The 25,876-nt window shown below is 56.7% G+C and carries 21 protein-coding genes and 2 pseudogenes; 13 read left to right on the forward strand and 10 right to left on the reverse strand.

The window, feature by feature from the left end; all coding sequences use genetic code 11:
• Nucleotides 1-486: 486 nt before the first annotated feature.
• The 4 genes and pseudogenes from V6L79_RS02705 (at nt 487) to V6L79_RS02720 (ending at nt 5,293) form a co-directional block, all read left to right on the forward strand.
• Nucleotides 487-1,908, forward strand: coding sequence for a sodium:alanine symporter family protein (locus V6L79_RS02705; protein ID WP_261740284.1), 1,422 nt, complete (start codon nt 487-489; stop codon nt 1,906-1,908).
• Nucleotides 1,909-1,965: 57 nt separating this feature from the next.
• Nucleotides 1,966-2,970, forward strand: coding sequence for an asparaginase (locus V6L79_RS02710; RefSeq protein ID WP_261740285.1), 1,005 nt, complete (start codon nt 1,966-1,968; stop codon nt 2,968-2,970).
• Between the two features lie 166 nt (nt 2,971-3,136).
• Nucleotides 3,137-4,130: pseudogene (locus tag V6L79_RS02715) on the forward strand (AraC family transcriptional regulator).
• 125 nt (nt 4,131-4,255) lie between these two features.
• Nucleotides 4,256-5,293 (forward strand): histone deacetylase family protein, encoded by a 1,038-nt coding sequence (locus V6L79_RS02720; RefSeq protein WP_261740287.1) that lies wholly within the window; start codon nt 4,256-4,258, stop codon nt 5,291-5,293.
• Nucleotides 5,294-5,404: 111 nt separating this feature from the next.
• On the opposite strand, the gene V6L79_RS02725 is transcribed toward V6L79_RS02720, so the two are convergent.
• On the reverse strand, nt 5,405-6,952 hold the full coding sequence (locus V6L79_RS02725; RefSeq protein ID WP_338579777.1) for a PLP-dependent aminotransferase family protein: 1,548 nt from the start codon (nt 6,950-6,952) through the stop codon (nt 5,405-5,407).
• Nucleotides 6,953-7,041: 89 nt separating this feature from the next.
• Between V6L79_RS02725 and V6L79_RS02730 the strand changes: the two genes are divergently transcribed.
• From V6L79_RS02730 to V6L79_RS02740, 3 genes are read left to right on the forward strand one after another with little or no spacing between them, the layout of a single operon-like run.
• Nucleotides 7,042-7,671: an FMN-binding negative transcriptional regulator gene (locus V6L79_RS02730; RefSeq protein ID WP_338579778.1), complete on the forward strand. Its 630-nt coding sequence runs from the start codon at nt 7,042-7,044 to the stop codon at nt 7,669-7,671.
• 6 nt (nt 7,672-7,677) lie between these two features.
• Nucleotides 7,678-8,127: a GNAT family N-acetyltransferase gene (locus V6L79_RS02735; RefSeq protein ID WP_261740290.1), complete on the forward strand. Its 450-nt coding sequence runs from the start codon at nt 7,678-7,680 to the stop codon at nt 8,125-8,127.
• 14 nt (nt 8,128-8,141) lie between these two features.
• Nucleotides 8,142-8,822: a GNAT family protein gene (locus V6L79_RS02740; RefSeq protein WP_321835127.1), complete on the forward strand. Its 681-nt coding sequence runs from the start codon at nt 8,142-8,144 to the stop codon at nt 8,820-8,822.
• 55 nt (nt 8,823-8,877) lie between these two features.
• Here the strand turns inward: V6L79_RS02740 and V6L79_RS02745 are convergent, their stop codons facing one another.
• From V6L79_RS02745 to V6L79_RS02755, 3 genes are all read right to left on the reverse strand, one after another.
• Nucleotides 8,878-9,153: a helix-turn-helix transcriptional regulator gene (locus V6L79_RS02745; RefSeq protein ID WP_338579779.1), complete on the reverse strand. Its 276-nt coding sequence runs from the start codon at nt 9,151-9,153 to the stop codon at nt 8,878-8,880.
• Between the two features lie 182 nt (nt 9,154-9,335).
• Complete coding sequence (gene oadA / locus V6L79_RS02750) at nt 9,336-11,144, reverse strand: sodium-extruding oxaloacetate decarboxylase subunit alpha (RefSeq protein ID WP_321835130.1); 1,809 nt, start codon at nt 11,142-11,144, stop codon at nt 9,336-9,338.
• A gap of 11 nt (nt 11,145-11,155) precedes the next feature.
• Entirely contained in the window at nt 11,156-12,571 is a 1,416-nt protein-coding gene (locus V6L79_RS02755) for an acetyl-CoA carboxylase biotin carboxylase subunit (RefSeq protein WP_019826929.1), read from the reverse strand.
• A gap of 190 nt (nt 12,572-12,761) precedes the next feature.
• On the opposite strand from V6L79_RS02755, the gene V6L79_RS02760 reads away from it, so the two are divergent.
• Nucleotides 12,762-13,709 (forward strand): LysR family transcriptional regulator, encoded by a 948-nt coding sequence (locus V6L79_RS02760; RefSeq protein WP_315968132.1) that lies wholly within the window; start codon nt 12,762-12,764, stop codon nt 13,707-13,709.
• Here the strand turns inward: V6L79_RS02760 and V6L79_RS02765 are convergent.
• From V6L79_RS02765 to V6L79_RS02775, 3 genes and pseudogenes are all read right to left on the reverse strand, one after another.
• Nucleotides 13,666-13,878: a PA3496 family putative envelope integrity protein gene (locus tag V6L79_RS02765; RefSeq protein ID WP_261740295.1), complete on the reverse strand. Its 213-nt coding sequence runs from the start codon at nt 13,876-13,878 to the stop codon at nt 13,666-13,668. The two genes, V6L79_RS02760 and V6L79_RS02765, sit on opposite strands and share 44 nt — an antisense overlap.
• A 231-nt stretch (nt 13,879-14,109) precedes the next feature.
• Nucleotides 14,110-14,976, reverse strand: coding sequence for a transcriptional regulator HexR (gene hexR / locus V6L79_RS02770; RefSeq protein ID WP_048362251.1), 867 nt, complete (start codon nt 14,974-14,976; stop codon nt 14,110-14,112).
• A gap of 157 nt (nt 14,977-15,133) precedes the next feature.
• Nucleotides 15,134-16,459, reverse strand: a pseudogene (locus V6L79_RS02775) (putative bifunctional diguanylate cyclase/phosphodiesterase); the annotation flags it as partial.
• 423 nt (nt 16,460-16,882) lie between these two features.
• Between V6L79_RS02775 and uvrD the strand changes: the two are divergent.
• From uvrD to V6L79_RS02790, 3 genes are all read left to right on the forward strand, one after another.
• A complete protein-coding gene (gene uvrD, locus V6L79_RS02780; protein WP_261740297.1) occupies nt 16,883-19,066 on the forward strand; it encodes a DNA helicase II in 2,184 nt (727 codons plus the stop codon).
• A 182-nt stretch (nt 19,067-19,248) separates the two neighbouring features.
• Entirely contained in the window at nt 19,249-20,103 is an 855-nt protein-coding gene (locus tag V6L79_RS02785) for a Tim44 domain-containing protein (protein WP_261740298.1), read from the forward strand.
• Nucleotides 20,104-20,237: 134 nt separating this feature from the next.
• A complete protein-coding gene (locus V6L79_RS02790) occupies nt 20,238-20,645 on the forward strand; it encodes an SMI1/KNR4 family protein (RefSeq protein WP_338579781.1) in 408 nt (135 codons plus the stop codon).
• Between the two features lie 39 nt (nt 20,646-20,684).
• On the opposite strand, the gene V6L79_RS02795 is transcribed toward V6L79_RS02790, so the two are convergent.
• Nucleotides 20,685-22,445 carry a cation:proton antiporter gene (locus V6L79_RS02795; RefSeq protein ID WP_261740299.1) on the reverse strand — a complete coding sequence of 587 codons (1,761 nt, stop codon included), beginning with the start codon at nt 22,443-22,445 and terminating at the stop codon, nt 20,685-20,687.
• 287 nt (nt 22,446-22,732) lie between these two features.
• Between V6L79_RS02795 and V6L79_RS02800 the strand changes: the two genes are divergently transcribed.
• Nucleotides 22,733-23,218 carry an acyl-CoA thioesterase gene (locus V6L79_RS02800; protein WP_261740300.1) on the forward strand — a complete coding sequence of 162 codons (486 nt, stop codon included), beginning with the start codon at nt 22,733-22,735 and terminating at the stop codon, nt 23,216-23,218.
• Between the two features lie 88 nt (nt 23,219-23,306).
• Here the strand turns inward: V6L79_RS02800 and pdxY are convergent, their stop codons facing one another.
• Nucleotides 23,307-24,179, reverse strand: a complete 873-nt coding sequence (gene pdxY, locus V6L79_RS02805; protein WP_261740301.1) for a pyridoxal kinase PdxY — start codon at nt 24,177-24,179, stop codon at nt 23,307-23,309.
• A gap of 113 nt (nt 24,180-24,292) precedes the next feature.
• Between pdxY and V6L79_RS02810 the strand changes: the two genes are divergently transcribed.
• On the forward strand, nt 24,293-24,694 hold the full coding sequence (locus tag V6L79_RS02810) for a DUF3301 domain-containing protein (protein WP_261740302.1): 402 nt from the start codon (nt 24,293-24,295) through the stop codon (nt 24,692-24,694).
• 194 nt (nt 24,695-24,888) lie between these two features.
• Here V6L79_RS02810 and V6L79_RS02815 read toward each other — a convergent pair whose 3' ends face one another.
• On the reverse strand, nt 24,889-25,863 hold the full coding sequence (locus V6L79_RS02815; RefSeq protein WP_338579782.1) for a CobW family GTP-binding protein: 975 nt from the start codon (nt 25,861-25,863) through the stop codon (nt 24,889-24,891).
• Between the last annotated feature and the right edge of the window lie 13 nt (nt 25,864-25,876).

Genomic DNA, 25,876 nt, shown 5'->3' on the forward strand with positions numbered 1-25,876 from the left:
AGGGCCTACAGATACGTCTGCAGGCCCTTTTTTTTGCCCGCGATTCGAGGCCTTCGCGAGTTTCTATATTGCGTAGCAGCTGCCGAAGGAACGAGGCTGCGTTCGGCGACGTAGTCGTCGCGAAACCTGAGCACTCAATATATCTGACACACCAAGCTGCCTGATTTACGACGGCTTCGCCGCCGAACACAGCCTCGTTCCTTCGGCTGCTGCTACGAACGACTTGCTCTTAAAACCGACACGTACATGAAAAATCAATCACTTATGCAGACGCCTCTAATACTCATAGGTATAGTGCCCGCCCTCTTCCTGCGCTTGGCCCCAGCCCCTGCGGCCATCGTCAGCACGGAAACAGCATCGTAAACCAAGCATCAACATGGCCAGGGTCGCCTTGATCGCCTACGTTTATGCCCGTCTCAAGCGGGTGTAACGCGATATTTCGATCCACCCGTGTTGCCATCAGATAAAAACAGCGAGGAATAATCCATGCTTGAAGTCATCAATGACTTCCTCTCAGGGAAAGTACTAATCGTGCTCATGGTTGGGCTCGGTGGCTACTTCACGATCCGCTCGCGTTTCGTTCAGTTCCGTTACTTCCTGCACATGTTTGCGGTTTTCAAAGACAGCTTGCGCAGCAGCGCCGGGCAACTGAGTTCGTTCCAGGCACTGATGCTCAGCCTCGCGGGCCGTGTAGGTGCGGGTAACATTGCCGGCGTCGGCATCGCAGTAACCCTGGGCGGCCCCGGTGCCGTGTTCTGGATGTGGGTGACCGCGCTGGTCGGCATGTCCAGCAGCCTGATCGAATGCTCCCTGGGCCAGCTGTACAAGCGTCGCGACGCTGAAGGCCAACTCCGTGGCGGTCCGTCCTTCTATATGAAGCACGGTCTGGGCAAACTGTGGATGGGCCAGCTAATGGCCGTGTTGCTGCTGATCACCTTCGGCTTTGCCTTTATGGGCCTGCAAGCCCACGCCGTAACCCACTCACTGCAAGATGCCTTTGGTTTCGAGGTCAGCTACTCAGGCCTGGCCATTGCCATCCTGCTGGGTCTGGTATTTGTCGGTGGTATCAAACGTATTGCTTCGGTGGCTGACCTGCTGGTACCCGTCAAGACCCTGGCCTACATCGCGGTCACCCTGTATGTGATCGTGCTGCAATTCGATCACGTACCAGCCATGCTGGGCCATATCGTCAAGAGCGCCTTCGGCCTCGACCCGGTGTTTGGCGGCTTGATCGGCAGCGCAATCGTGATGGGCGTCAAACGTGGCGTATTCGCCAACGAAGCCGGTCTGGGCAGCGCCCCGAACGTGGCCGCTGTGGCCGATGTGGAACACCCTATCGCTCAAGGCGTGGTTCAGGCGTTCAGCGTCTTCCTCGACACGTTCGTGATCTGTACCTGCACCGCCTTGCTGATCCTGCTGTCGGGCTTCTACACCCCGGGCTTTGAAGGAGACGGCATTGCCCTGACCCAGAACTCCCTGGCGGCCGTAGTTGGCGAATGGGGCCGTGTGTTTATCAGCGTAGCCCTGGCGTTGTTCGTGTTCACCTCGATGCTCTACAACTACTACCTGGGCGAGAACAATCTGCGCTTCCTGGTCGGTGAAAACCGCAAGGCGCTGATTGGCTACCGCGCGCTGGTGCTGGTATTGATTTTTTGGGGTTCGATCGAAAACCTGCAAACCGTCTTCGCCTTCGCCGACATCGCCATGACCATGCTGGCCTTCGTTAACCTTGTTGCCCTGGCGATGCTGTTCAAGATCTGCATGCGCGTGCTCAAGGACTACGATGACCAGCGCCGCGCAGGGATCAAGACACCGGTGTTCGATTCCAGTAAATTTCCGGATCTGGATCTAGATCTGAAGGCCTGGCCGCCAAAACCGGCCGCCAAGGTCGAAGAAACAAAACGCTGACACTCACGCGGCGGTTCTGACCAGAACCGCCGCGTTTTTGCTTATGGGGACTCAACAATGACCGCAGCCACTCATCACACTGCCCAACGCGTCATGGTGCTCTACACCGGCGGCACCATCGGTATGCAGGCCAGCGCCAGCGGCCTGGCGCCAGCCTCGGGTTTTGAAGCGCGCATGAGCGAACACCTCGCCAGCCAGCCGCAGTTGCAAGTGCCGCAATGGTGCTTTCGCGAGATGAGCCCGCTGATCGACAGTGCCAACATGACGCCCGCCTACTGGCTGCGCCTGCGCAGCGCGATCATCGACGCTGTCGAGCAGGATGGCTGCGATTCAGTCCTGGTCCTGCATGGCACTGACACACTGGCCTACAGCGCGGCCGCAATGTGCTTTCAATTGCTGGGCTTGCCGGCGCCAGTGCTGTTCACCGGCTCCATGCTACCGGCAGGCGTGCCCGACAGTGATGCCTGGGAAAACGTCAGCGGTGCCTTGCAGGCGCTTGGCCAAGGTCAGCCTCACGGCGTTCAGCTGTACTTCCACGGCAAGCTGATGGCACCGACACATTGCGCCAAAGTCCGCAGCTTTGGGCGTAACCCGTTTGTAACGCTGACGCGCAATGGTGGCGCGGCCAAGGCCACCTCACTGCCGAGTGAACTGGCGTACAACCATCCAAAACACCAAGCCAGCGTCGGTGTATTGCCGCTGGTGCCGGGGATTGGCGCCGCCCAGCTCGATGCCCTGCTCAACAGCGGAATCGAAGCACTGGTGCTCGAATGCTTCGGCAGCGGGACCGGCCCCAGTGATAACCCGGATTTTCTCGCCAGCCTGCAACGGGCGCAGGAAAACGGCATTGTCGTCGTGGCCATTACCCAATGCCATGAAGGCGGTGTGGAGCTGGATGTGTACGAAGCAGGCAGTCGCTTGCGTGGGGTTGGCGTACTGTCGGGCGGCGGCATGACCCGCGAAGCGGTATTCGGCAAACTGCATGCCTTGCTCGGTGCAGACTTGCCACTGGCCGAGGTACGGCGCCTGATCGAACTGGACGTGTGCGGGGAGTTGGTCTGACCGACTTGTAGCTGCTGCCGCAGGCTGCGATGGACTGCGCAGTAGGCCCGCCTTGAGTGAAGGTCCTGCGGCCCTTATCGCAGCCTGCGGCAGCGGCTACAGGTTCACAGAATATTCTGCGGCACATAACTTGCTCACTTCCTGAACCTTCACACAGGAAGTGAGCATGCTCCACTCTCATCTCACAACGCTCAACGCCGTTTCGCTGGTGCTCAGCACCTTCAATGCCGAAGGCTTGCCCAGCGAAGCGCTGTTGGCGGGCAGCGGCATACGGGCGGCGGACTTGAGCCGTGCAGACACTCGCATCACCACCAATCAAGAAATGCGCGTGTGCGCCAACGCCGTGGCCTTGCGTCCCGAGATCGGCCTGGAGCTGGGACGGCGCATGCATGTGTCGTCCTACGGCATGCTCGGTTACGCCCTACTCACTAGTGCCACCTTAGGTGACGCATTGCGCCTGGCCTTGCGCTACCCGGCGTTGCTGGGAACACTTTTCGAACTGAGTCTTGAGGTCGAAGGGGATCAAGTGTGGTTCTGCGCCAATGGCTACGGCGAAGGCCCGCAATTGGCGGTGTTCAATGCCGAGCTATGCCTGGTCTCGCTCAAGGTCATTTGCGAAGACCTGCTTGGCCTGCCACTGCCGCTATTGGGAGCACGTTTTGGCCATAGCGCACCGGATTATCACGCCAGCTACGCGCAAAGCTTCGATTGCCCGCACCTGTTCGGGGCCGACAGCAATGCTTTCGCCTTCGCGACCAGTTGGCTCGACCAGCCCTTGCCACTGGCCGATGCCGTCACCCATCAGGCGATGGCCGAGCGTTGCCGCAAACAGAATCTGGAATTCACCGGGCGCCAAACCTGGCTGGAACGCATTCGCCAGCTACTTGCCGCACAACTGCACGCGGCCCCCAGGGCTTGAGGGCCTGGCCGAACAAATGAACTGTTCACCGCGCACCCTGCGTCGCCATTTACACGATGTAGGTTGCAGCTACCAGACATTGCTCGATGACCTGCGTTTTGAGCGGGCCAAGTTGTTGCTCAACGAAACCGAATGGCCCATTTACCGGATTGCCGAAACCCTGGGCTTCAGTGAAACCGCGAGCTTTCGTCATGCCTTTGTACGCTGGAGCGGGGTCGCCCCCAGCCAGTTCCGCGCTTAAAAGAGGCGAATTTCGGTCAATTGTATTGGCCATAACTATCTCCTTTTGGCCGCTCCTGCCGTTCTCTCAAACACCCAGCACAGCAAAACTGTAGGCCACCGCTCAAGCCTTGGGAGAACAAGAAAATGCTGACGATCTACTCGGACGATCATCACCTGCATCATGGCCGCTGTGAGCTAATGGACGGGCAGTTGATGCCCTGTTTCGAAATGCCCTCACGCGCCGACCATATTCTGCAACGCGTTCAAACCCGCGAACTAGGCCCGGTTCACGCCCCGCAAGACTTCGGCCGCGGGCCAATCGAGCGCGTCCACAGCGCGGCGTATCTGGACTTTTTCCACGGCGCCTGGGACCGCTGGACCGAACATGGCCGCGACGGCGACTTGCTGCCCTACACCTGGCCAGCCCGCACCCTGCGCGCCGTTCTGCCCACCAGCCTGCACGGCCAGCTTGGTTACTACAGTTTCGACGGCGGCGCGCCCATTACCGCCGGCACCTGGCAAGCGGCCTACAGCGCAGCGCAAGTAGCCCTGACCGCCCAGGCCGAAATTCAAAACGGCGCCCACAGCGCTTTCGCACTTTGCCGCCCGCCGGGCCATCATGCCGCCAGTGACTTGATGGGCGGTTACTGCTACCTGAACAATGCGGCCATTGCAGCGCAGGCGTTCCTCGATCAAGGCCGCAGCAAGGTGGCGATCCTCGACGTGGACTACCACCACGGCAATGGCACACAGTCGATTTTCTATAAGCGCAGCGACGTATTGTTCACCTCGATCCACGGTCACCCTGAAGCCGAGTTTCCGTTCTTTCTGGGCTACGAAGACGAGCTGGGTGAAGGGCCGGGCGAAGGTTTCAACTTCAACTACCCACTGGCCGCAGGCTCGGCCTGGGACCGCTGGAGCGCAGCTCTGGAATTGGCTTGCGCTGAAATCGAAGGTTACGACGCTGACATCATCGTGGTTTCACTGGGTGTGGATACGTTCAAGAACGATCCAATTTCCCAGTTCAAACTCGACAGTCCGGACTACCTGCGCATGGGCGAGCGCATCGCTCGCCTGGGCAAACCGACGCTGTTTGTGATGGAAGGTGGTTATGCGGTAGAAGAAATCGGCGTGAATGCGGTGAATGTGCTGGAGGGCTTTGAAGGCATTAGTTGCGCGTAATTCACGGTGGGAGCAGGCCTGCTCGCGATTGCAAAACTGTGGTCTACCTGACAAACCGCAGTGCCCGCATCGCGAGCAAGCCCGCTCCCACAGATCCCGCATAAATGAAGATTATTTCCAAACTGTGCCCAGACGCTCCAATGCCGCCTTGATATCCGCTTGCGGCACCGCCGCAAAACCCAACACCAGGCCTGCACGGTTATCCACAGGCTCGCTCGAGTCCTGCAACCAATAACTGCTTAACCCGTTAATCTCCACGCCCACCGACTTGGCTTGCTCCAACAACTCCTGCTCGCGGGCCAAACTCGTCACCGGCACCGCCACATGCAACCCTGCGGCAATACCCGGTACAGGCCCAACCCCCGCCAAACCCTGCGGCCAGTTGGCCAGTAATACATCGCGACGGCTCAGGGCTGCGCGACGCATCCGGCGGATATGCCGCTGAAAATGCCCCGCTACCATAAACTCGGCCATCACCGCCTGGGTGCTGACTTCCGAATGGCGCATATCCAGAGAACGGCGGCGGGCAAATGGCTCGGTCAACCCTATGGGTAATACCAGATAACCCAGACGCAGCGCCGGAAAGGCCACCTTGCCGAAGGTGCCGACATAAATCACCCGCCCGTTACGGTCCAATGCCGCCAGTGGGGCCAGTGGCGCACCGCTGTAGCGGTATTCGCCATCGTAGTCGTCTTCGACAATCCAGCCTTGCGTGCGCTCGGCCCAGGCGAGCAGCTCAAGGCGGCGGGCCAGGCTCAGGGTGACACCGCTAGGATACTGATGAGAAGGCGTCACATAGGCCAGCCGACAGTTGCTCAGGCGGGCCAATGCCGAGCAATCCATACCGTCCTGATCCACCGCCACACCCTGTACCTGCGCTCCGGCAATCGCAAACGCATAGGCGGCTGCGCGGTAGCCGGGGTTTTCCACAGCCACCCCCTCTCCCGGCTCTACCAGCAGCTGTGCACAAAGGCTAATTCCCTGCTGCGCGCCACTGGTGATCAAAATTTGCTCAGCCGTGCACGACAAACCTCGCGAGGTGCGCAAATACGCAGCAATTAATCCACGCAAGCGCTCATCTCCGGCCGGGTCGCCGTAACACAGTTGCTGCAAGTCCGGCTTACGCCAAAAAGCCGCCTGCAGCTTGCTCCATACCTCGAAAGGGAATAAGTCAAAAGCCGGAACCCCCACTCGAAAAGCGCGAGGAACTCCGCTTGGAGGTAGGTCAAGTGCGTGCTTTGCAACCCTGCTCAGAGCAGTGCTGTGGATAACTTTACTGGATGTAATTACAGGTATTTCTGCCTGTTTTGTGGATAACCCTGGGGATAAGCCTGTTGAAAACCCTGTGGACAAGTTGGTGGACAACTTTTTTAGCGGCAGGGCTTTTTCAGGTAATTTGGCGACATAAGTACCATCCCCAACTCTCCCCTCAATAAAACCTTCGGCATACAACTGGTCATAAGCCCGCACCACGCTATTACGCGAAATACCCAGAGCTGCGGCCAGGTCACGACTGGCTGGCAAGCGCGCCCCACCACTCAAGCGACCATCCAGCACACGCAGTCGCAATGCCTGATACAGCTGGCGGCTTAGGCCTTTTTTCGGATCAAGCTCAATTCCGGCTGGGTTGAAGGCGATGGACAGCTCTGAATCCGTCATGGATTGGACCTATTAAAATGACCATTAATGGCTCTTACAACAAACCAATAGCCTGCCTAGGATGTCGCCATTCGCCAAGGATAATTTCTATGTACGTACCCCGTGCCTTCGCAGAAAACGACATTCAAATCCTGCATCAGCAGATGCAGACCACGGCCCTGCCCGTACTGGTCACCCATGGCAGCCAAGGCTTGATCGCCAGCCATGTGCCCTTGCTCCTGAACCCGGACGAAGGCGCGTACGGCACGCTATACGGGCATCTTGCCCGCGCTAACCCGCATTGGAACGACTTGGCTGAAGGCGCCGAGGCGTTGGTGATTTTTGCGGGTGAGCAGGCCTATATCAGCCCGTCCTTCTACCCCAGCAAGGCCGAACACGGCAAAGCGGTGCCCACCTGGAACTACCTCGCCGTGCACGCTTATGGCAACGCGCAAGTCTTCGATGATGCCGAGCGCCTGCTGGCGCTGGTCAGCCGCCTGAGCAACAAACACGAAGCCGATCGCCCAAAACCTTGGGCGGTCAGCGACGCGCCTGGCGACTACATCGACAGCATGCTCAAGGCAATTGTGGGTTTTCGCCTGCCCATCACCCGCTTGAACGGTAAACGCAAACTCAGCCAGAACCGCGATGCCGCCGACCAGACAGGCGTACGCCAAGGACTTTTGGCCAGCAGTAACCCGCAAGACCACGCACTCGCTCATTTAATGGTTAAGGAATAGCTGAAAATGACTCAAATCCAGATCAAACCCGCCACCGCCGCCGATCGCGAGCAGTGGCTACCTCTTTGGCAAGCGTATTTGCGCTTTTACAAAACCGAGCTGTCCGACGAAATCACCCAGTCCAGCTGGACGCGCTTTCTTGATCCCGCGGAACCAACGTCACTGGCTCTTGCCTGGCAAGGCGATAAAGCCGTGGGCATGGTCCAGTGTGTTTATCACCGCACCAACTGGAGCATCAAAAACGCCTGCTACCTTCAAGACCTGTTTGTCAGCCCCGAAGTGCGCGGCAAGGGCGTTGGCCGCCAACTGATTGAACACGTATATGCCGTCGCTCGTGATAAAGACTGTGCCAAAGTCTATTGGATGACTCAGGAAACCAACGCCACGGCGATCCAGTTGTATGAGCGCATTGCCGAGCGCCCTGGTTTTATTCAGTTTCGCAAAACCTTGTCATAAATAAGGAACGCGCAATGCCCGACTCTCTAGATCAATGGCTGGCGGCCAAAACACCAGATACCCGCACCCTCGAAGGGCATTTCATTCGTCTGGAAAAGCTCGACCCGACACGTCATGGCGATGAACTATGGTTAGCCTTACAAGGGCCGGGCAGCGACCCCAAGCTCTGGGACTACTTGCCTTACGGACCTTTCAACGAGCGTCCGGCATTTGATGCCTGGTTGCAAAACCATGCCGCCAGCCGCGATCCGCACTTTTATACCGTTATCGACCAGCCGAGCGGTGCGGCACAAGGCTTGATCAGCCTGATGTGCATCGTTCCGGAACATGGCCGTATCGAGATCGGCCACGTCACCTTCGGTGCCCCGATGCAGCGTTCGCCGAAAAGTACCGAGGCGGTCTACCTGCTGGCCAAGGAAGCCTTCGCACTGGGTAACCGACGCCTGGAGTGGAAGTGCAACAACGACAATGCAAGATCAAAACGTACTGCAGTACGATTAGGGTACACATACGAAGGCGTTTTTCGCCAGCATATGGTGGTCAAAGGCAAAAATCGTGATACCACGTGGTACAGCATTATTAGTACGGAATGGCCCGCTATAGCTGCAGGCTTTGAAAAATGGCTGGCACTGGATAACCAACCCAAAAGCGGCCAAATAAAGACCCTGGAAGAATGCAGAGCATCAGCTGTATAAAATTTGATCAATACGCCCAGCAAGGACTGCTGGGCGTTTTTGTGTCAGAAGGGGGTCAAAATTTTCGCGACAAGCGAACCACACCCATTTGCAGACCAAAGGGGTTGAAAACTGCATTCAGGGATTTAAGCGTGGGATTACCTTCGCCGTGCTCGATTTGAATCAAGGTGCGGACCGATATTTTGCACATGCGGGCGAATTGGGTTTGCTGCAGCTGAGTAACATTTATCCTAAATCGCTTAACGGCTCCACCTAACGTGATCTTGCCTTGAGCCAGATCAGCCTCAATGCTTTCGATTATCAGCTGACGCGTATCAATGGCCAGGGTCATTTCAAGCCCCACATGCTTTCACCTGCAACATAGTGCAGTTTTTTCGATAATTTCCTCTAATTAACTGCATTTAAATACATATTAAGCGCCAAGCAGACCACAGTATCTGCATCAAAATGCAGGCAAAAAAAAGGGGAGCACATGCTCCCCCGAGGTTTAAAGCGTTTACATCAAAGGCGGTATCAGGCTTCGATTTCGATCAGAATTTCGCCCGGGTTAACGCGGTCGCCCTTGATTACGTGAATGGTGACAATTTTGCCTGCGATAGAGGCCTGTACTTCGGTCTCCATTTTCATTGCTTCGGTGATCAGCACCGATTGCCCAGCCTTGACGACATCGCCAACAGCAACCAGTACATCAACGATGTTGCCCGGCATGGCAGTGCTGACGTGGCCCGGCTCACTGGCTTGCTTGCGCTTGCTGGCGGAGCCGCCGACGAATTCGTTGAGCGGTTCGAACACCACTTCTTCCGGCATGCCGTCGATGGACAGGTAGAAGTGACGCTTGCCTTCTGCCTTGACGCCTACACCGGTGATGTCAACGCGATAGCTTTCACCATGCACGTCGATCACGAACTCAGTCGGTACGCCTTCACCGCTAGCCTTGGTAACGCCGCCTGCTTCAGGAATCGGCAACAACACTTCCGGGCTCAAGGTGCCTGCTGCACGCTCTTCAAGGAATTTACGACCGATGTCCGGGAACATGGCGAAGGTCAGTACGTCTTCTTCCGACTTGGCCAAGGCACCTATCTCAGCACGCAGCTTGACCATTTCTGGCTTGAGCAGGTCTGCAGGGCGTACGTCGATCAGTTCTTCGTTACCGATAGCCTGACGGCGCAGTTGCTCGTTGACCACGCCCGGCGCCTTGCCATAGCCGCCTTGCAGATACAGCTTCACTTCGTTGGTGATAGTTTTGTAGCGCTCGCCGGCCAACACGTTGAAGAACGCCTGGGTGCCGACAATTTGCGAGGTCGGGGTCACCAGCGGCGGATAACCGAGGTCTTCACGTACACGCGGGATTTCGGCCAGCACTTCACTCATGCGGTTCAGGGCGCCCTGCTCTTTGAGCTGGTTGGCGAGGTTGGAGATCATCCCGCCCGGCACCTGGTTGACTTGAACGCGGGTGTCGACGGCGGTGAATTCGCTTTCAAACTGGTGGTACTTCTTACGCACGGCGTAGAAGTACATGCCAATTTCCTGCAGCAGCGACAGGTCAAGACCGGTGTCGTACTCGCTGCCTTTAAGGGCCGCTACCATCGACTCGGTGCCCGGGTGGCTGGTGCCCCACGCGAAGCTGGAGATCGCGGTATCGATATGCTCCGCGCCGTTTTCGATCGCCTTGAGCTGGCACATGGCAGCCAAGCCCGCGGTGTCATGCGAGTGAATAAAGATCGGCAGGCTGATTTGCGCCTTCAGCGCCTTGACCAGTTCGCCAGTGGCGTATGGGGTCAGCAGGCCTGCCATGTCCTTGATGGCCACCGAGTCGCAGCCCATGGCTTCCATTTGCTTGGCCTGAGCCACAAACGCTTCAGTGGTATGCACCGGGCTGGTGGTGTAGGCGATGGTGCCCTGAGCGTGCTTGCCGGCAGCTTTGACCGCCTCGATGGCTACGCGCAGGTTACGCACATCGTTCATGGCATCGAAGATGCGGAACACGTCGATACCGTTAACCGCAGCCTTGGCGACGAAGGCTTTGACCACGTCGTCGCTGTAATGGCGATAGCCCAGCAGGTTCTGGCCGCGCAGCAGCATTTGCAGACGAGTGTTAGGCAAGGCCGCACGCAGTTGGCGCAGACGCTCCCACGGGTCTTCTTTAAGGAAGCGCACGCAGGCGTCAAAGGTAGCGCCGCCCCAGACTTCCAGCGACCAGTAGCCGACTTTGTCGAGCTTGTCGCAGATCGGCAGCATGTCTTCAGTGCGCATGCGGGTGGCCAGCAGCGACTGGTGGGCGTCACGCAGGATGGTGTCGGTTACAAAGATCTTCTTGGACATTGAAATATTCCTCACAGGCCTGCGTGGGCGGCGATGGCAGCAGCGATGGCCAGGGCCAGCTCTTCGGGTTTGCGCTTGATCGAGTAGTTGGTCAGTTCTGGATGGCTTTCTACGAAGCTGGTATTGAACTGGCCACTACGGAATTCCGGGTTACGCAGGATTTCCTGGTAATACGCGGCGGTGGTTTTGACCCCTTGCAGACGCATGTCGTCGAGGGCGCGCAAACCACGGTCCATCGCTTCTTCCCAGGTCAGGGCCCACACCACCAGTTTCAGACACATGGAGTCGTAATACGGTGGGATGGTGTAGCCGGTGTAGATCGCCGTGTCGGTACGCACGCCTGGACCACCGGGCGCGTAGTAACGGGTGATCTTGCCGAAGCTGGGCAGGAAGTTGTTTTTCGGGTCTTCAGCGTTGATCCGAAATTGCAGGGCAAAGCCACGGTGCTGAATGTCTTCTTGCTTGATCGACAATGGCAGGCCGGAGGCGATGCGAATTTGTTCACGAACAATATCGATGCCGGTGATTTCTTCGGTGATGGTGTGTTCCACCTGCACCCGGGTGTTCATCTCCATGAAGTACACCTCGCCCTCGGCGAGCAGGAACTCCACAGTACCGGCGTTCTCGTAACCCACGGCCTTGGCTGCGCGCACAGACAGGTCGCCGATATAGGCACGCTGTTCCGGGGTCAACTGAGGGCTTGGGGCAATTTCGATAAGCTTCTGGTTGCGACGCTGGATCGAGCAGTCGCGTTCAAACAGGTGCACCACGTTACCAAAGCTGTCACCGAGGATCTGCGCTTCGATGTGCTTGGGGTTAACGATGCATTTTTCGAGGAACACTTCTGCCGAACCAAAGGCTTTGGTCGCTTCAGAGATTACTCGAGGGAAGGCTTGTTCCAGTTCTTCACGGCTGTTGCAGCGACGAATCCCGCGACCGCCACCACCCGAGGTGGCTTTGAGCATGACCGGATAGCCAATGCGCTCACCTTCGAGCAACGCTTCATGGATATCGGCAACGTTGCCTTCAGTACCCGGCGTGACCGGCACACCGGCCTTGATCATGCTGCGACGCGCTTCGGTCTTGTCGCCCATACGGCGGATGACTTCAGCGGACGGACCGATGAACTTGATTCCACGCTCGGCGCAGATATCAGCCAGTTCGGCGTTTTCTGACAGAAAACCGTAACCGGGATGCAGAGCATCACAACCGGTTTCAACAGCCAGGTTCACCAGCTTGCGCGGGTTCAAGTAACCGGCCAGCGGGTCTTCGCCAATGCTGTGGGCTTCATCAGCGCGCTTGACGTGCAACGCATGGCGATCCGCTTCGGAGTAGACCGCCACAGAACGAATACCCATCTCGGCGCAGGCACGCACGATGCGGACGGCAATTTCTCCGCGGTTGGCGATCAGGATCTTTTTTATCACTTGGATTTTCCCTAAAGCCTATGGAACAAACGACCTGCTAGACCAGGTCGGCACGTGTCCAAATGTGTCTGAACCGTTGTGTCGTCACACTAGACCCACGCAGCGATAAACAAAAATCAATAATTCTTGGGTTGTGCATAAGCAACAACTTATAGTTGATCCACTTGCCGACCTGGATAATTAATAAAAAATGCGTAAGTCATTGATGCGTATAACTTTTCGACAACTTCAAGTGTTCAACGAAGTGTGCGATTTACGCTCTTACAGCCGTGCTGCTGAGGAAATGTCTCTCACGCAGCCTGCCGTTAGCCTACAAATTCGACAGCTAGAAGAGCTGATTGGGCAGCCTTTATTCGATTATGTCGGCAAAAAGCTGTACATGACCGAGGCCGCTGAAGCGCTTCAGTTAGCCAGTCGAGATATTTTCGGACGCCTGGAAAACCTCGATATGCAGCTCTCGGACATGCTCGGGTCGCTGCAAGGCCAGTTGAAATTGGCAGTTGAGTCGAGTGCGAAATATTTCGTCCCGCATCTGTTTGCGGCCTTCAAGCGCCAGCACCCGGAAGTCAACTTGCAGCTTACGGTGGTCAATCGAGCACAAGCCGTTCGTCGACTGTCAGATAACCGCGACGACCTGGTGATCATGTCGATGGTGCCGCAGGACATGGGCCTGGAATTTCTGCCGTTTCTGAATAATCCAATCGTTGCCGTCGCACCGACAGACCATCCGCTGTGCAACCGTGGCCCGCTGCACTTGCAGGATCTTGAACCGTATACGTTGCTGATGCGCGAGCAAGGTTCGGGCACGCGCATGGCATGTGAGGAGTATTTCAAAGAAAAGCGCGTGCACTTCAGCCAAACCCTGGAAGTGTCGTCTAACGAGTCGCAGCGCGAATGTGCAGTGGCCGGGTTGGGCGTGGCGTTGTTAACACGTCACGCCGTCAGCCTGGAGCTGGCGACCGGCCTGTTGCGCGAGCTGCCGGTCGAAGAGTTGCCGCTGTATCGCAGCTGGTGCGTGGTACAGGCCAAGGCCAAGCGCCTGTCACCGGTGGCGCATGCATTTCTGGGGTTTATACGCACTGAGCGCCTGCAAATCAGCGCGCTGGTTGAACGCTTCGACGGTCACTTGCCGACGTAGCCTGCCAGTAATTGATCGAGCCCAGATCCGGGTAATCAGAGGTTTCCAGGCGCAGTTGGCGCTGGCTCGTATGGTCTTCAATCGCACGACGGAAGGCCATGCGGCGCTGGTCTTCTTGCTGGCGGCGGGTTTTGACGGCGCTATTGCGTTCTTCGTAAGGCTGAGCCATTTCGAGTCTCCCAAGGCGTGTACGGGAGTTTCAAGATGCCCTTTGTTTATGACGACTTGGTGAAGAAGGGATGACAGGGGAATGAACCCTGGAGGTATCTACATACCCTGTGGGAGCGGGCTTGCTCGCGATGCCGGCAACTCGGTATCTCTGAATGACCACGGTGATGCTATCGCGGGCAAGCCCGGCTCCCACAGGCATTGCCTCTAACCTGAAATCGTTTGTGGGAGCTCAGTCGTCGTGGTTTTTCAGCGATTTAGGCGACAGACGCAAGCTGCGTAGGCTGCGCTTGACGCTCTTGAGGTGGTTGACCAGGCTCGGGCCACGGGCCATGGCAACGCCCATCGCCAACACGTCAATCACCACCAGGTGGGCGATACGCGAGGTCAGCGGGGTGTAGATTTCGGTGTCTTCGTGCACATCGATCGCCAGATTGACGGTCGCCAGCTCCGCCAATGGCGTTTGGCTCGGACACAGAGTAATCAGGGTCGCACCGCTTTCACGCACCAGATTGGCAGTGATCAGCAAGTCTTTGGAACGGCCCGACTGGGAGATGCAGATCGCCACGTCGGTAGGCTTCAATGTCACAGCCGACATCGCTTGCATATGTGGATCCGAGTACGCGGCGGCTGTCAGCAACAGGCGGAAAAATTTGTGCTGCGCATCCGCCGCCACTGCACCCGAGGCGCCAAAACCATAAAATTCGACCCGTTGCGCTTGCGACATGGCCGTCACCGCACGCTGCAGCGCGACCGGGTCAAGCTTCTCGCGCACGTCCATCAGGGTGTGCAGCGTGGTGTCGAAAATTTTCAGGCTGTAGTCCGCAACCGAATCATCTTCATGGATCGCGAACTGACCAAAACTGGCACCTGCTGCCAGGCTTTGCGCCAGCTTGAGCTTCAAGTCCTGGAAACCGGAACAGCCTATCGCCCGGCAAAAACGTACGATGGTCGGTTCACTGATACCAACGCTATGGGCAAGGTCCGCCATTGAACTGTGCATTACAGCCGCAGGATCAAGCAGCACGTGATCGGCGACCTTGAGTTCCGATTTACGTAACAGGTGGCGTGACTGGGCAATATGTTGCAGCAGGTTCAAAGGGCAAGACTCGGTCTGTAAGCGGCGGGCGCCGGGGATGTAGCAATCTTGTAGTTATACTACAAGAATTCGCTTTCTGCCCACCCAATACGCGATCTCGGCTCCCGCTCTCGCCCTTAAATCAAGCAGCTTCGGGGCTGTGTAGCCCTTTTTGACACTACAAAATAACTACACCGGTCCGCAATAAGTCACCCAACTCCACAGCGTTGACTGGATGGCTGATCAAGTAACCCTGCACTTCGTCACACTGGCGAGCCTTGAGAAATGCCAGCTGCGCCTCGTTTTCAACACCTTCGGCGACCACTTTCAGGTCCAGGCTGTGGGCCATGGAGATAATCGCGGTGGTGATAGCCTCGTCTTCGCTGCTACGCCCCAGGCCGTAAATAAATGTCTTGTCGATTTTCACGTAGTCCACAGCAAAACGCTTGAGGTAACTGAACGATGAAAAACCGGTGCCAAAATCATCTATCGCCAACCTCACCCCTAACTCATGAAGCTGCTGGAAGGTCGTGATCACGTATTCAACATTGTCGAGCAACTGGCTTTCCGTCAGTTCCAGCTCCAGATATTGCGGCGCCAGCCCGGTTTCTTCGAGTACCTGGCGCACCAAGCTGACCAGCTTGCCCTGCCGTAGTTGATGCCCCGAAAGGTTCACTGATACCCGTATTGGCGCCAGCCCTGCGCACTGCCATTCGCAGGCTTGCCGACAGGCTTCGCGAAGCACAAATTCACCGATGGCGCTGATCAGGCCAGTCTCTTCGGCCAAGGTAATAAATTCGCTCGGCGGCACGCTGCCCAATAGCGGATGGTCCCAACGCACCAAGGCTTCAGCCGCGTGCAGACGCCCCGTCGCCAGACATAACTTGGGTTGATAGAAAACGTTGAGCTGACGCTCGGCAATGGCTTTGCGCAGTTGGTTCTCCAACTGCAAACGTTCAAGAGTGCTGTGTTGCAGGCTGTGACTGTAGAACTGAAAAGTGCCACCCCCCAGGTGCTTGGCCAACTGCATGGCTTTGTTGGCCTGATGAACCAGTGTGGCAATGTCACGTGCGCTGCCGGGCAACAGGCTGATGCCGATGGAAACACTGATAATCAACTCATGGCCGTCCACCACCAACGGCCGGCCGAGTTTACCCAATAGCCGTGTCGCTACCCGCGCCAGACTGGTCAGGCTGTTATATGCATCAAACAGCACAGCAAATTCATCGCCCGATAATCGCGCAATGGTGTCGGCCTCAGGCAGAGCCTTGGTGATGCGTTCAGCCATTTTTTGCAGCACATGATCCGCCATCTCGTGCCCAAGGTTGTCATTGAGCAGTTTGAAGCGATCAAGGTTGATGTGCAGCAACGTCAGGTTGCACGAGCCTTGGCGCACACGTTGATTGGCCTCCTCCAGACGTTCCTTGAACAAGAGACGATTGGCCAGACCGGTCAGCTCATCGAAGTGGGTAAGGTGATGCACCCGCGCTTCAACCAGACGACGTTGTTCCACTGCCTGCGCAAGCTCGGTGTTCAGTTGCTCGGAGCGCACTTTGGCTTGCTGCAAGTCGTCGAATAAGCCCTTACGGCGTAGACGGCGCACTTCACGGCGCTGATTGATCCGTTTGACTTGCCAACCCAGAACACCCACTAGCACAAGCAACCCGAACCCTATGCCGTAAAAATTACCCGGCGAATTTAAACTCTGAACCATCGGCAAAATTCTTATCAGTAGATGAGCCAAAAAGTCGTCCGAGCATACACAAGCTGCGCCTGCGACCAAACGCACAGGTGCCATTAAATAGCTGAAACCGGCAGGGTAAATTTACCCGCGCCCCTTGTGCCGTACGTGCAGCCTTTTTGACCACTCGGCCCAAGACCGCTACGCGGCTAGCAATGAAACGCCAACAGCCCCTAAAATGCCCCGATGCGCGATGATCTCTCTCTCTTGTTAAATTCTCTCAACGATGCCCAACGTCAGGCCGTCACGGCCAGTGTGGGGCGTCAGTTGGTTCTGGCCGGCGCAGGTTCCGGCAAAACCCGTGTGCTGGTGCACCGTATCGCCTGGTTGATCCAGGTCGAGAACGCGTCACCACATTCAGTCCTGTCGGTGACATTCACCAACAAGGCCGCCGCCGAGATGCGCCATCGCATCGAACAGCTGATGGGTATCAACCCGGCCGGCATGTGGGTTGGCACCTTCCACGGCCTGGCGCACCGCCTGTTGCGGGCTCACTGGCAGGAAGCCGGGCTGAGCCAGACCTTCCAGATTCTCGACAGCGATGACCAGCAACGCTTGGTCAAGCGCGTGATCCGCGAACTGGGGCTCGATGAACAACGCTGGCCAGTGCGTCAGGCGCAGTGGTTTATCAACGGCCAAAAAGACGAAGGCCTGCGTCCCAAACACATCCAGGCCAGCGGTGACTTGTTCCTGGCCACCATGCGCAACATTTACGAGGCCTACGAGGTCGCGTGCCAACGCGCAGGTGTCATCGACTTTTCCGAGCTGCTGCTGCGCGCCCTTGATCTGTGGCGCGACAATCCCGGCTTGCTGGCGCATTACCAGAAACGCTTCCGGCACATTCTGGTGGACGAATTCCAGGACACCAACGCCGTTCAATATGCCTGGCTGCGACTGCTGGCCCAGGGTGGCGACAGCCTGATGGTGGTGGGCGATGACGACCAGTCGATCTACGGCTGGCGCGGCGCGAAAATCGAGAATATTTATCAGTATTCGACCGACTTCCCGGACGCCGAAACCATTCGCCTGGAGCAAAACTATCGCTCCACGGCAGGTATCCTCAAGGCAGCCAATGCCCTGATTGCCAACAACACCGGGCGCATGGGCAAAGAGCTGTGGACCGACGGCGGTGAAGGCGAAGCCATTAACCTGTACGCCGCATTCAACGAACACGACGAAGCACGCTACGTGGTCGAGACCATCGAGAGCGCGCTAAAAACCGGGCTGGCCCACAGCGACATCGCTATTTTGTACCGTTCCAACGCCCAGTCGCGAGTGCTTGAAGAAGCCCTGCTGCGCGAGCGCATCCCGTACCGTATTTATGGTGGCCAGCGCTTCTTCGAACGCGCTGAAATCAAAAATGCCATGGCTTACATGCGCCTGCTCGAAGGTCGTGGCAACGATGCTGCACTGGAGCGGGTCATTAACGTACCGGCCCGTGGTATCGGCGAAAAAACTGTCGAAGCCATTCGCGATCACGCACGTCACAGCGATGTGTCGATGTGGGAAGCGATGCGCCAGCTGATCGCCAATAAAGCCCTGCCGGGTCGTGCTTCAGGCGCCATTGCCGGTTTTATCGAGCTGATCGAAAACCTCGCGGCAAAAGTCATGGATATGCCACTGCATCTGATGACCCAAACCGTGATCGAGCAAAGTGGGCTGATTGCCTACCATCAGGCGGAAAAAGGTGAAAAAGGCCAGGCTCGGGTAGAAAACCTTGAGGAACTGGTCAGCGCGGCGCGCAACTTCGAAAACAATGACGAAGACGAAGAACTGTCGCCATTGGCCGCCTTCCTTGGTCACGCCTCACTGGAAGCAGGCGATACCCAGGCCGAAGAGCATGAAGACGGTATTCAGCTGATGACGCTGCACAGCGCCAAGGGCCTGGAGTTCCCGTATGTGTTCCTGGTCGGCATGGAAGAAGGTTTGTTCCCGCACAAGATGAGCCTGGAAGAACCCGGCCGCCTTGAAGAGGAGCGGCGCCTGGCTTACGTGGGCATTACCCGTGCAATGCAAAATCTGGTCATGACTTACGCCGAAACCCGACGCCTGTACGGCAGCGAAACCTACAACAAGGTTTCGCGCTTCGTTCGCGAAGTGCCAAAAGGCCTGATCCAGGAAGTTCGACTGTCCAATAGTGTCAGTCGTCCTTTCGGCGGCGGTCAAAAGCAGAGCGCCAGCAGCCTGTTTGGGGGGTCGGAGATTCCGGAAACCGAATTCAAACTCGGCCAGATGGTCAAGCACGCTGTCTTCGGTGAAGGCGTTATCCTCAATTTCGAGGGTGCGGGCGCGCAGGCGCGAGTCCAGGTCAACTTCTCGGAAGGCAGCAAGTGGCTGATGATGGGCTACGCCAAACTTGAAGCGGTCTGACAGCAACCCGACAGCTTTTTGGGGATAAGGTGGGGCAGCTCCCTGTGGGAGCGAGCCTCCTACCCCAAACAAATCCAAGTCCTACAGCAAAACAGGCAAAAGCCCGAAACACTTCACCGCTAGCCAGTCACAACTCACCTGTGCAACATGGCGCGCGTGATATCCACAAATGGGAACCCCTTATGAAACGTTTTCTTAGCATCGCCATGGCGTTGTGCATCGGCTTGACGATGAGCCTCGACGCGAACGCCAAGCGCTTCGGCGGCGGCAAAAGCGCTGGTGCGGCACCGACCCACCAAACGCGTCAGGCGGCTCCAGCCGCAGCCCCTGCGGCTGCCGGTGCTGCAGGCGCAGCCGCTAAAGCCGGTGGTGCTTCGCGCTGGCTCGGCCCTCTGGCTGGCCTCGCAGCCGGCGGCCTGCTGGCGTCCATGTTCATGGGCGGTGGCTTCCAGGGCATGCAGTTCTTCGACATTCTGATCATGGCGGTCATCGCCTTCCTGATCTTCCGCTTCATTGCTGCCCGTCGTCGCAAGCAACAAGCTGACATGATGGCCCCAGCTGGTCACGCGCCAATGCAGCGTGAAAGCTTCGACGCCAAGCCAGCGACCGCATCGATTTTCGGTGGTGGCTCGGCGGCACCTGCAGCCCGTCCGGTGATCAATGCTCCGGCCTGGTTCAACGAACAAAACTTCCTTGAAGCTGCGCGCAACCATTTCCAATCCCTGCAACAGCATTGGGATGCCAACGAAATGGACAAGATTGCCGAGTTCGTAACACCGCAGATGCTCGACTTCCTCAAGCGTGAACGCGCTGAGCTGGGTGATGGCTTCCAGTCCACCTACATCGACAACCTGACCGTACAACTGGACGGCCTGGATGATCGCGCAGACAAAACCATCGCAACCCTGACCTTCAGCGGCGTGTCGAAAAACTCGCGCTTTGACCAGGGCGAAGCCTTCAGCGAAAGCTGGAACATGGAACGTCAGCAAGGTGACAACCAGCCTTGGCTGGTTGCAGGTATCCGCCAGAACGGCTGATCCCGAGAGCAACACATGCGTTAACCAAAGCCCCGGACTTGTCCGGGGCTTTGCATTTCACGATTGCACTTATAACGAGCTACTGTATAAAGCGCGTCATATAAACCGCGCCATAGAGCATGAGGATTGAGGTCGTGGAAGAGATCATCGAAGAGCTACGCGAAAAAAACGAGCCTGTACCAGTTCCTTTGGAGCTGCCTGAAGAAGACCAGTTGGTGGAAATCGAAGAACAGCTGTTCATTGATATCCCGTTTGTCTTCAGAGAGTTTCTGCTGACCGTCAGTGACGTGGTGTATGGCAGCCTGGAGCCGGTCACCGTGACCGATCCGCAATCGCACACCTACCTGCCGGAAGTAGCGGCCAACGCCTGGGATGCCGGCGTTGAGCGCAGCTTGATCCCTATTTGCCAGGACGGCGACGACTACTACTGCGTCGAAGAAGACGGCACCGTGGTGCTGTGGTCCGGCGAAGAAGAACTCGTCACCGAAGAAACGTGGGAATCGGTCTGGCACTGGGCGCGCGACGTCTGGCTGGAAAGCTGATACCTCTCGCCCGCTTTCCAGCCATTGGTCAGCGGGCTATCAATGCCCCGCCTCCTTGTGATTATCCAGCGTCTCCAGCAGTGCAACTTGCATGCGCGTATGAATCCGGATAAACCAGCGCCACAACACCGCCGCCACCCCCGCCGCCACTACTGCGATTACCACCAGCAATTCATTGGTGGGCAAGATGCTCGCCGACAATGCCGACAACAGCAGAAAAATCACCAGCAACGACAGAATCGGAATCACTTCAGAGATCACTCGGCGCACGCGCTGCGTGTGGCGCCCAGCCATTTCCGGCTTGACCCCCATCTCGGCCAGGAGCATCGACAGTGCCTTGAGCTTGCGATAGGCCGCGATCAGGAATGGTAGCGACAGCAGCAAGGCAGCCCCCCAAATCATCCCTTTTTGCCAGCTAGGCTCCAGAATCCAGCCCTGTAGATAACGACTGATCCGAGGGGCGAAATACCCACCCGCAAAGAAAATAGCGATAACCAAAGCCAGATTGACGCCAACCTGCATCAAGATTTTTCGGATGATGGCCGCCAATAACGCCCCTTCGCCCTGTGGCTGAATGTTACGCAACCATTCGCCATATAACCCGAAGACCCGTGACAGGCGATCAGGGACTACCTGTGCCAGCTTGAGCGAGAGCGGGTCTGCGGCGCGAATCAGGTAAGGCGTCATCAGGGTGGTCAATACGGATACAGCCACCGCTACGGGGTACAGGAAGCTGCTGGTGACCTGTAATGTCATACCCAGCGCCGCGATGATGAAAGAAAACTCCCCGATCTGAGACAGCCCCATCCCGACCCGCAACGAAGTGCGCCCGTCATTGCCTGCGATAAACGCTCCCAGCCCGCAGGAAAGCATCTTGCCAAGCACTACCGCGACGGTAATCACCACAATTGGCAGCGCATATTCCAGCAGGATGGCCGGGTCCAGCATCAGCCCGATAGCGACAAAGAAAATCGCGCTGAACAGATCACGTACAGGCTCAATCAGGCGCTCAATTTTCAGTAACTGCCGCGACTCGGCCATGATCGCACCGATCAAAAACGCACCCAGAACCATGCTGTATTCAAGTTTGACCACCAGCAGGCAGAAGCCAAAACACAGCCCAAGCACAGTGATCAGCAGCATTTCATTGCTTTCGAATTTGGCTACGTACGCCAGCACCCGCGGCACCAGCAAAATACCGATGACCAGCGCCACAATCATGAACAACGATAATTTACCGACCGTCGAAAAAACCTCTTCGGGGCTGACACTGCCGCTGACAGCGATACTCGACAGCAGGGCAATAATGCCGATACCCAAAATATCTTCAACGATCAGCACACCAAAAATCAGCTGTGCGAAGCGCTCGTTCTTCATCTTCAGGTCGTTAAGTGCCTTGACGATGATCGTGGTCGACGAAATGGCCAGAATTGCGCCCAAAAACAGCGAATCCATGGTGTTCCAATCGAACCAGCGGCCAATTTCGTAGCCGATCCAGATCATCAGCGTAATTTCCATAAACGCTGCGATAAAAGCCGTGGCCCCGACCTTGAACAGCTTGCGCAGGCTGAATTCCAGGCCCAGGCAAAACATCAGAAAAATCACCCCCAGCTCAGCCAAGGTTTTAATCGTTTCTTCATCGTGGATCAGGCCAAATGGCGGGGTGTGCGGGCCAATAATAAAACCCGCGACGATATAACCCAGCACCACCGGCTGCTTGAACCTGTGGAAAAGTATCGTCACCACACCAGCGACCAGCATGATGACTGCCAGATCCTGAATAAAACTGATGGCATGCATGGCGTGGTACTCCTTGTTTAATGTTCACCAGACAACAAGACGACAGACGCCGCTTGTTAGGCGGTGTGTATCAACTGTTTTAAATGTAGGAATTACCCGACTAACGGGCTTTTGCAGGTTAACACCGCGACTTCCGGCAGAAAGGCGGTGCAATATATGGAAACAGATGGATATGAGCGTGACGGCAGTCAAAACGGCAGCGTCCCGTTAATAACTGTTTCAAAAATCGACAAGTATCCACAGAGATACCCATTTCACTGCTGCAACACAACCACGAGCCTGCTGCTATGGAACCCGGAAACGCCCAACTGTCGATGACGGTCTTGATGACCCCGGACATGGCCAATTTTTCTGGCAATGTTCACGGCGGAACCCTGCTCAAGTACCTCGATGAAGTCGCCTACGCCTGCGCCAGCCGCTATGCGGGTCGCTATGTGGTCACCTTGTCGGTAGACCAGGTGATTTTTCGCGAGCCGATTCATGTCGGAGAGCTGGTGACCTTCCTGGCGTCGGTCAACTACACCGGCAATACCTCGATGGAAGTTGGAATCAAAGTCGTCACTGAAAATATTCGTGAACGCTCGGTACGCCATACCAACAGCTGTTTCTTCACGATGGTAGCCGTGGACGACAACCGTAAGCCGGCGGCCGTTCCGCCGTTGCAGCCGTTGAACAGCGAAGACCGACGCCGCTTTATTCAGGGCAAGCAACGTCGCCAGATCCGTCAGGAACTGGAGCTGCGTTATCGCGAACTGAAAGACGAAACGGTGTAACCGCTACGGATAATTAACCCGTGGGAGCGAGCCTGCTCGCGAAGGTCGTTCGCGAGCAGGCTCGCTCCCACAAAAAATACAGGTTTGCTTACAAACTGATCGGCACTGCCTCAAACCGCACACGCGGATGAGCGATGCGGTCCTGAGCCCGGACCAGCTGCAATTCGTAGCTGGTACAGGCCTGAGTTTCCAGCAATACCTCGTGTACCGCCGCCGCGGTGAATTCAAATGCAGCTACCAGGCTGTCACCCAACAACACTCGCGCTAAAAACAAACCTGATGTCAGATCACCTACACCCACTGGCTGGCGCGGGAAGGCCAACAGCGGGCGGCGCAAGTGCCAGCTCCCCTCAGCCGTGACCAGCAGCATCTCGAAACTTTCTGCCGGTTTACCGGGATAAGACAAATGCTTCACCAGCACCGCTTTCGGGCCGCGGGCCAATAAGCTGCGGGCCATCGCCAGGCAGTCGAACAGCGATTGCGGATGGCGCCCGCAGAAGCTGTCCAGTTCCAGCTGATTGGGGCACAGGAAGTCCGCCATTGCGACGGCTTCGTCCAGCAGGAAATCACTGACCTCCTGAGGGACGATACAACCTTTCTCCGGGTGGCCCATTACAGGGTCACACAGGTACAGCGCATTGGGATTGACCGCTTTAATGCGCGCCACCCCGCTCAAAATAGCCCGGCCCTGAGCCGCACTGCCCAAATAGCCGGACAAGACCGCATCACAGTTTCCCAACTCGCCGATGGCGGCAATTGCATCGATCAGCGAAGGAATTTGCGCAGGAGCCAACACTTCGCCTGCCCACTGACCATACTGAGTGTGGTTGGAGAACTGCACCGTGTTCAAAGGCCAGACATTTACCCCGACGCGCTGCATGGGAAAAACAGCTGCGCTGTTGCCGGCATGGCCGAAAACCACGTGGGATTGGATGGCGAGTAAATGAGGTGTACGTTTCATGCCGGATTCCAGACTACGGGTGGATTCAAGCCACGCAGTATGCGACGAAACGCGGCCTGTACGACAGGTTGAACACGCAGTTAAGCTGAGCACAATCTGTTGGAGCACATGTAATGCTGACCCTTGGAAATATGTTTGTGCTGATGCTGCTGGCCACTGGCGCTGCCTGGCTATGGCATAACCACGGTTTACGCGAGCGGGCGCTGGAGCGAGTCAAACAGCACTGCAAAAATCTCGATATCGAGCTGCTGGATGAAAACGTTGCGCTCAAGAAAATCGGCCTGATCCCCGATGCCAACGGTAATAAACGCTTGGCCCGTGTGTATAACTTTGAATTCACCGTGACGGGCGATCAGCGCCATACCGGGACCATCACCCAGTTCGGCGCACATAGCGCAAAAATCGAACTGCCGCCTTACCCCTTCAAAACCGAGCCCGCACCGAGCGAAATTCCCACCGCTCAGGTGATTGAACTCAGCCAATGGCGCCAGGAACACAGCAAGACCCGCCACTGACCCTTCTGTGACACCTGACTTAAAAAACACCTGTGGATAACTTTTCTGACAAACAGGCTGAAACCCTTGAGATAGACACTTCTTGAGGTTTTTAGCCGAGGAAATTAATACACACACTTAATGTTGTAGGACAATTTTACCAGCACAGAATCAGGTAAACCCCCCTGTTTTCTTGCTTGCGCAGCATCCCCCTCTTAAAAAACCTCCTTGCAAAGACAGTTATCCAGCCCCGAACGGAGCAGCTCCAGGTCTTGCGGCTGATCGAAAATTAATTCGAGGCGTGAATCCTTGCGCCATTCGCTCGATTTCCACTGTGCGAGCGAGTTATCCACAGAATTACTGGAAAACCAGCCATCCGAACCCTGTACAACCAACTTCGCACGCCGCCAATTGAGGCTCTCAAGCCACTGCTGCAACAAGCTCAGATCAAATTGACAGGAAGCATGCCAGCGCCATCCCACACTCCATCCTTCGGGCTGGTGCTGAGTCATGACTATCGGCGTTCGAGGGGCTGAAAAGACGCTACCAACCTGATTAAAATCCTTATAAATCAATGAGTTATCCACAGCATGAATAACATTCATATAGGCTGCAGGCAGCGTATTTAAAGGGATCCGGCCATGCTCGACCCATAGAACAGGGCACTTTGGCAGGCTGCATGCAATCTGCTCACGTTGCTCATTTGAGACACTATTAGATTTATTCATGACCAGCAAACCTGCGCTTTTCAAGGCCTCTCGCTGGGTTTCAGGCAGGGGTTTGCCTTGGGCCAGCGCTTGCGCATCAAGCACCATAACGCATGGCTGCAGTGCCAAAACACCAAGCCAAGGAGCCCCACTGAGCTGCTTTAAAATCTGTGCGGGATGGCCCAAGCCGGAAGGTTCAATAAACAATCGGTCGGGCCGAGCCTTGCGTAATAGACGGCTCAAGCCAATTTGAAATGGCGCGCCATTGACGCAACACACGCAACCGCCTGCCACTTCGGCAATGGCAATAGCATCATCCCCCTGGCTCATCAGGGCCGCATCCAGACCTATTTGACCGAACTCATTGACCAGTACCGCCCAGCGTTCGTGCGCAGGTTTGTGCGCCATCAGGTGCTGAATCAGGCTGGTTTTGCCGGCGCCGAGTGGCCCGGCAATCACGTGGGTGGGTATGTTCTGCAACATGAGCGCCAGCTTC

Source organism: Pseudomonas sp. ML2-2023-6 (assembly GCF_037055265.1).
Lineage (GTDB): Bacteria > Pseudomonadota > Gammaproteobacteria > Pseudomonadales > Pseudomonadaceae > Aquipseudomonas > Aquipseudomonas kulmbachensis.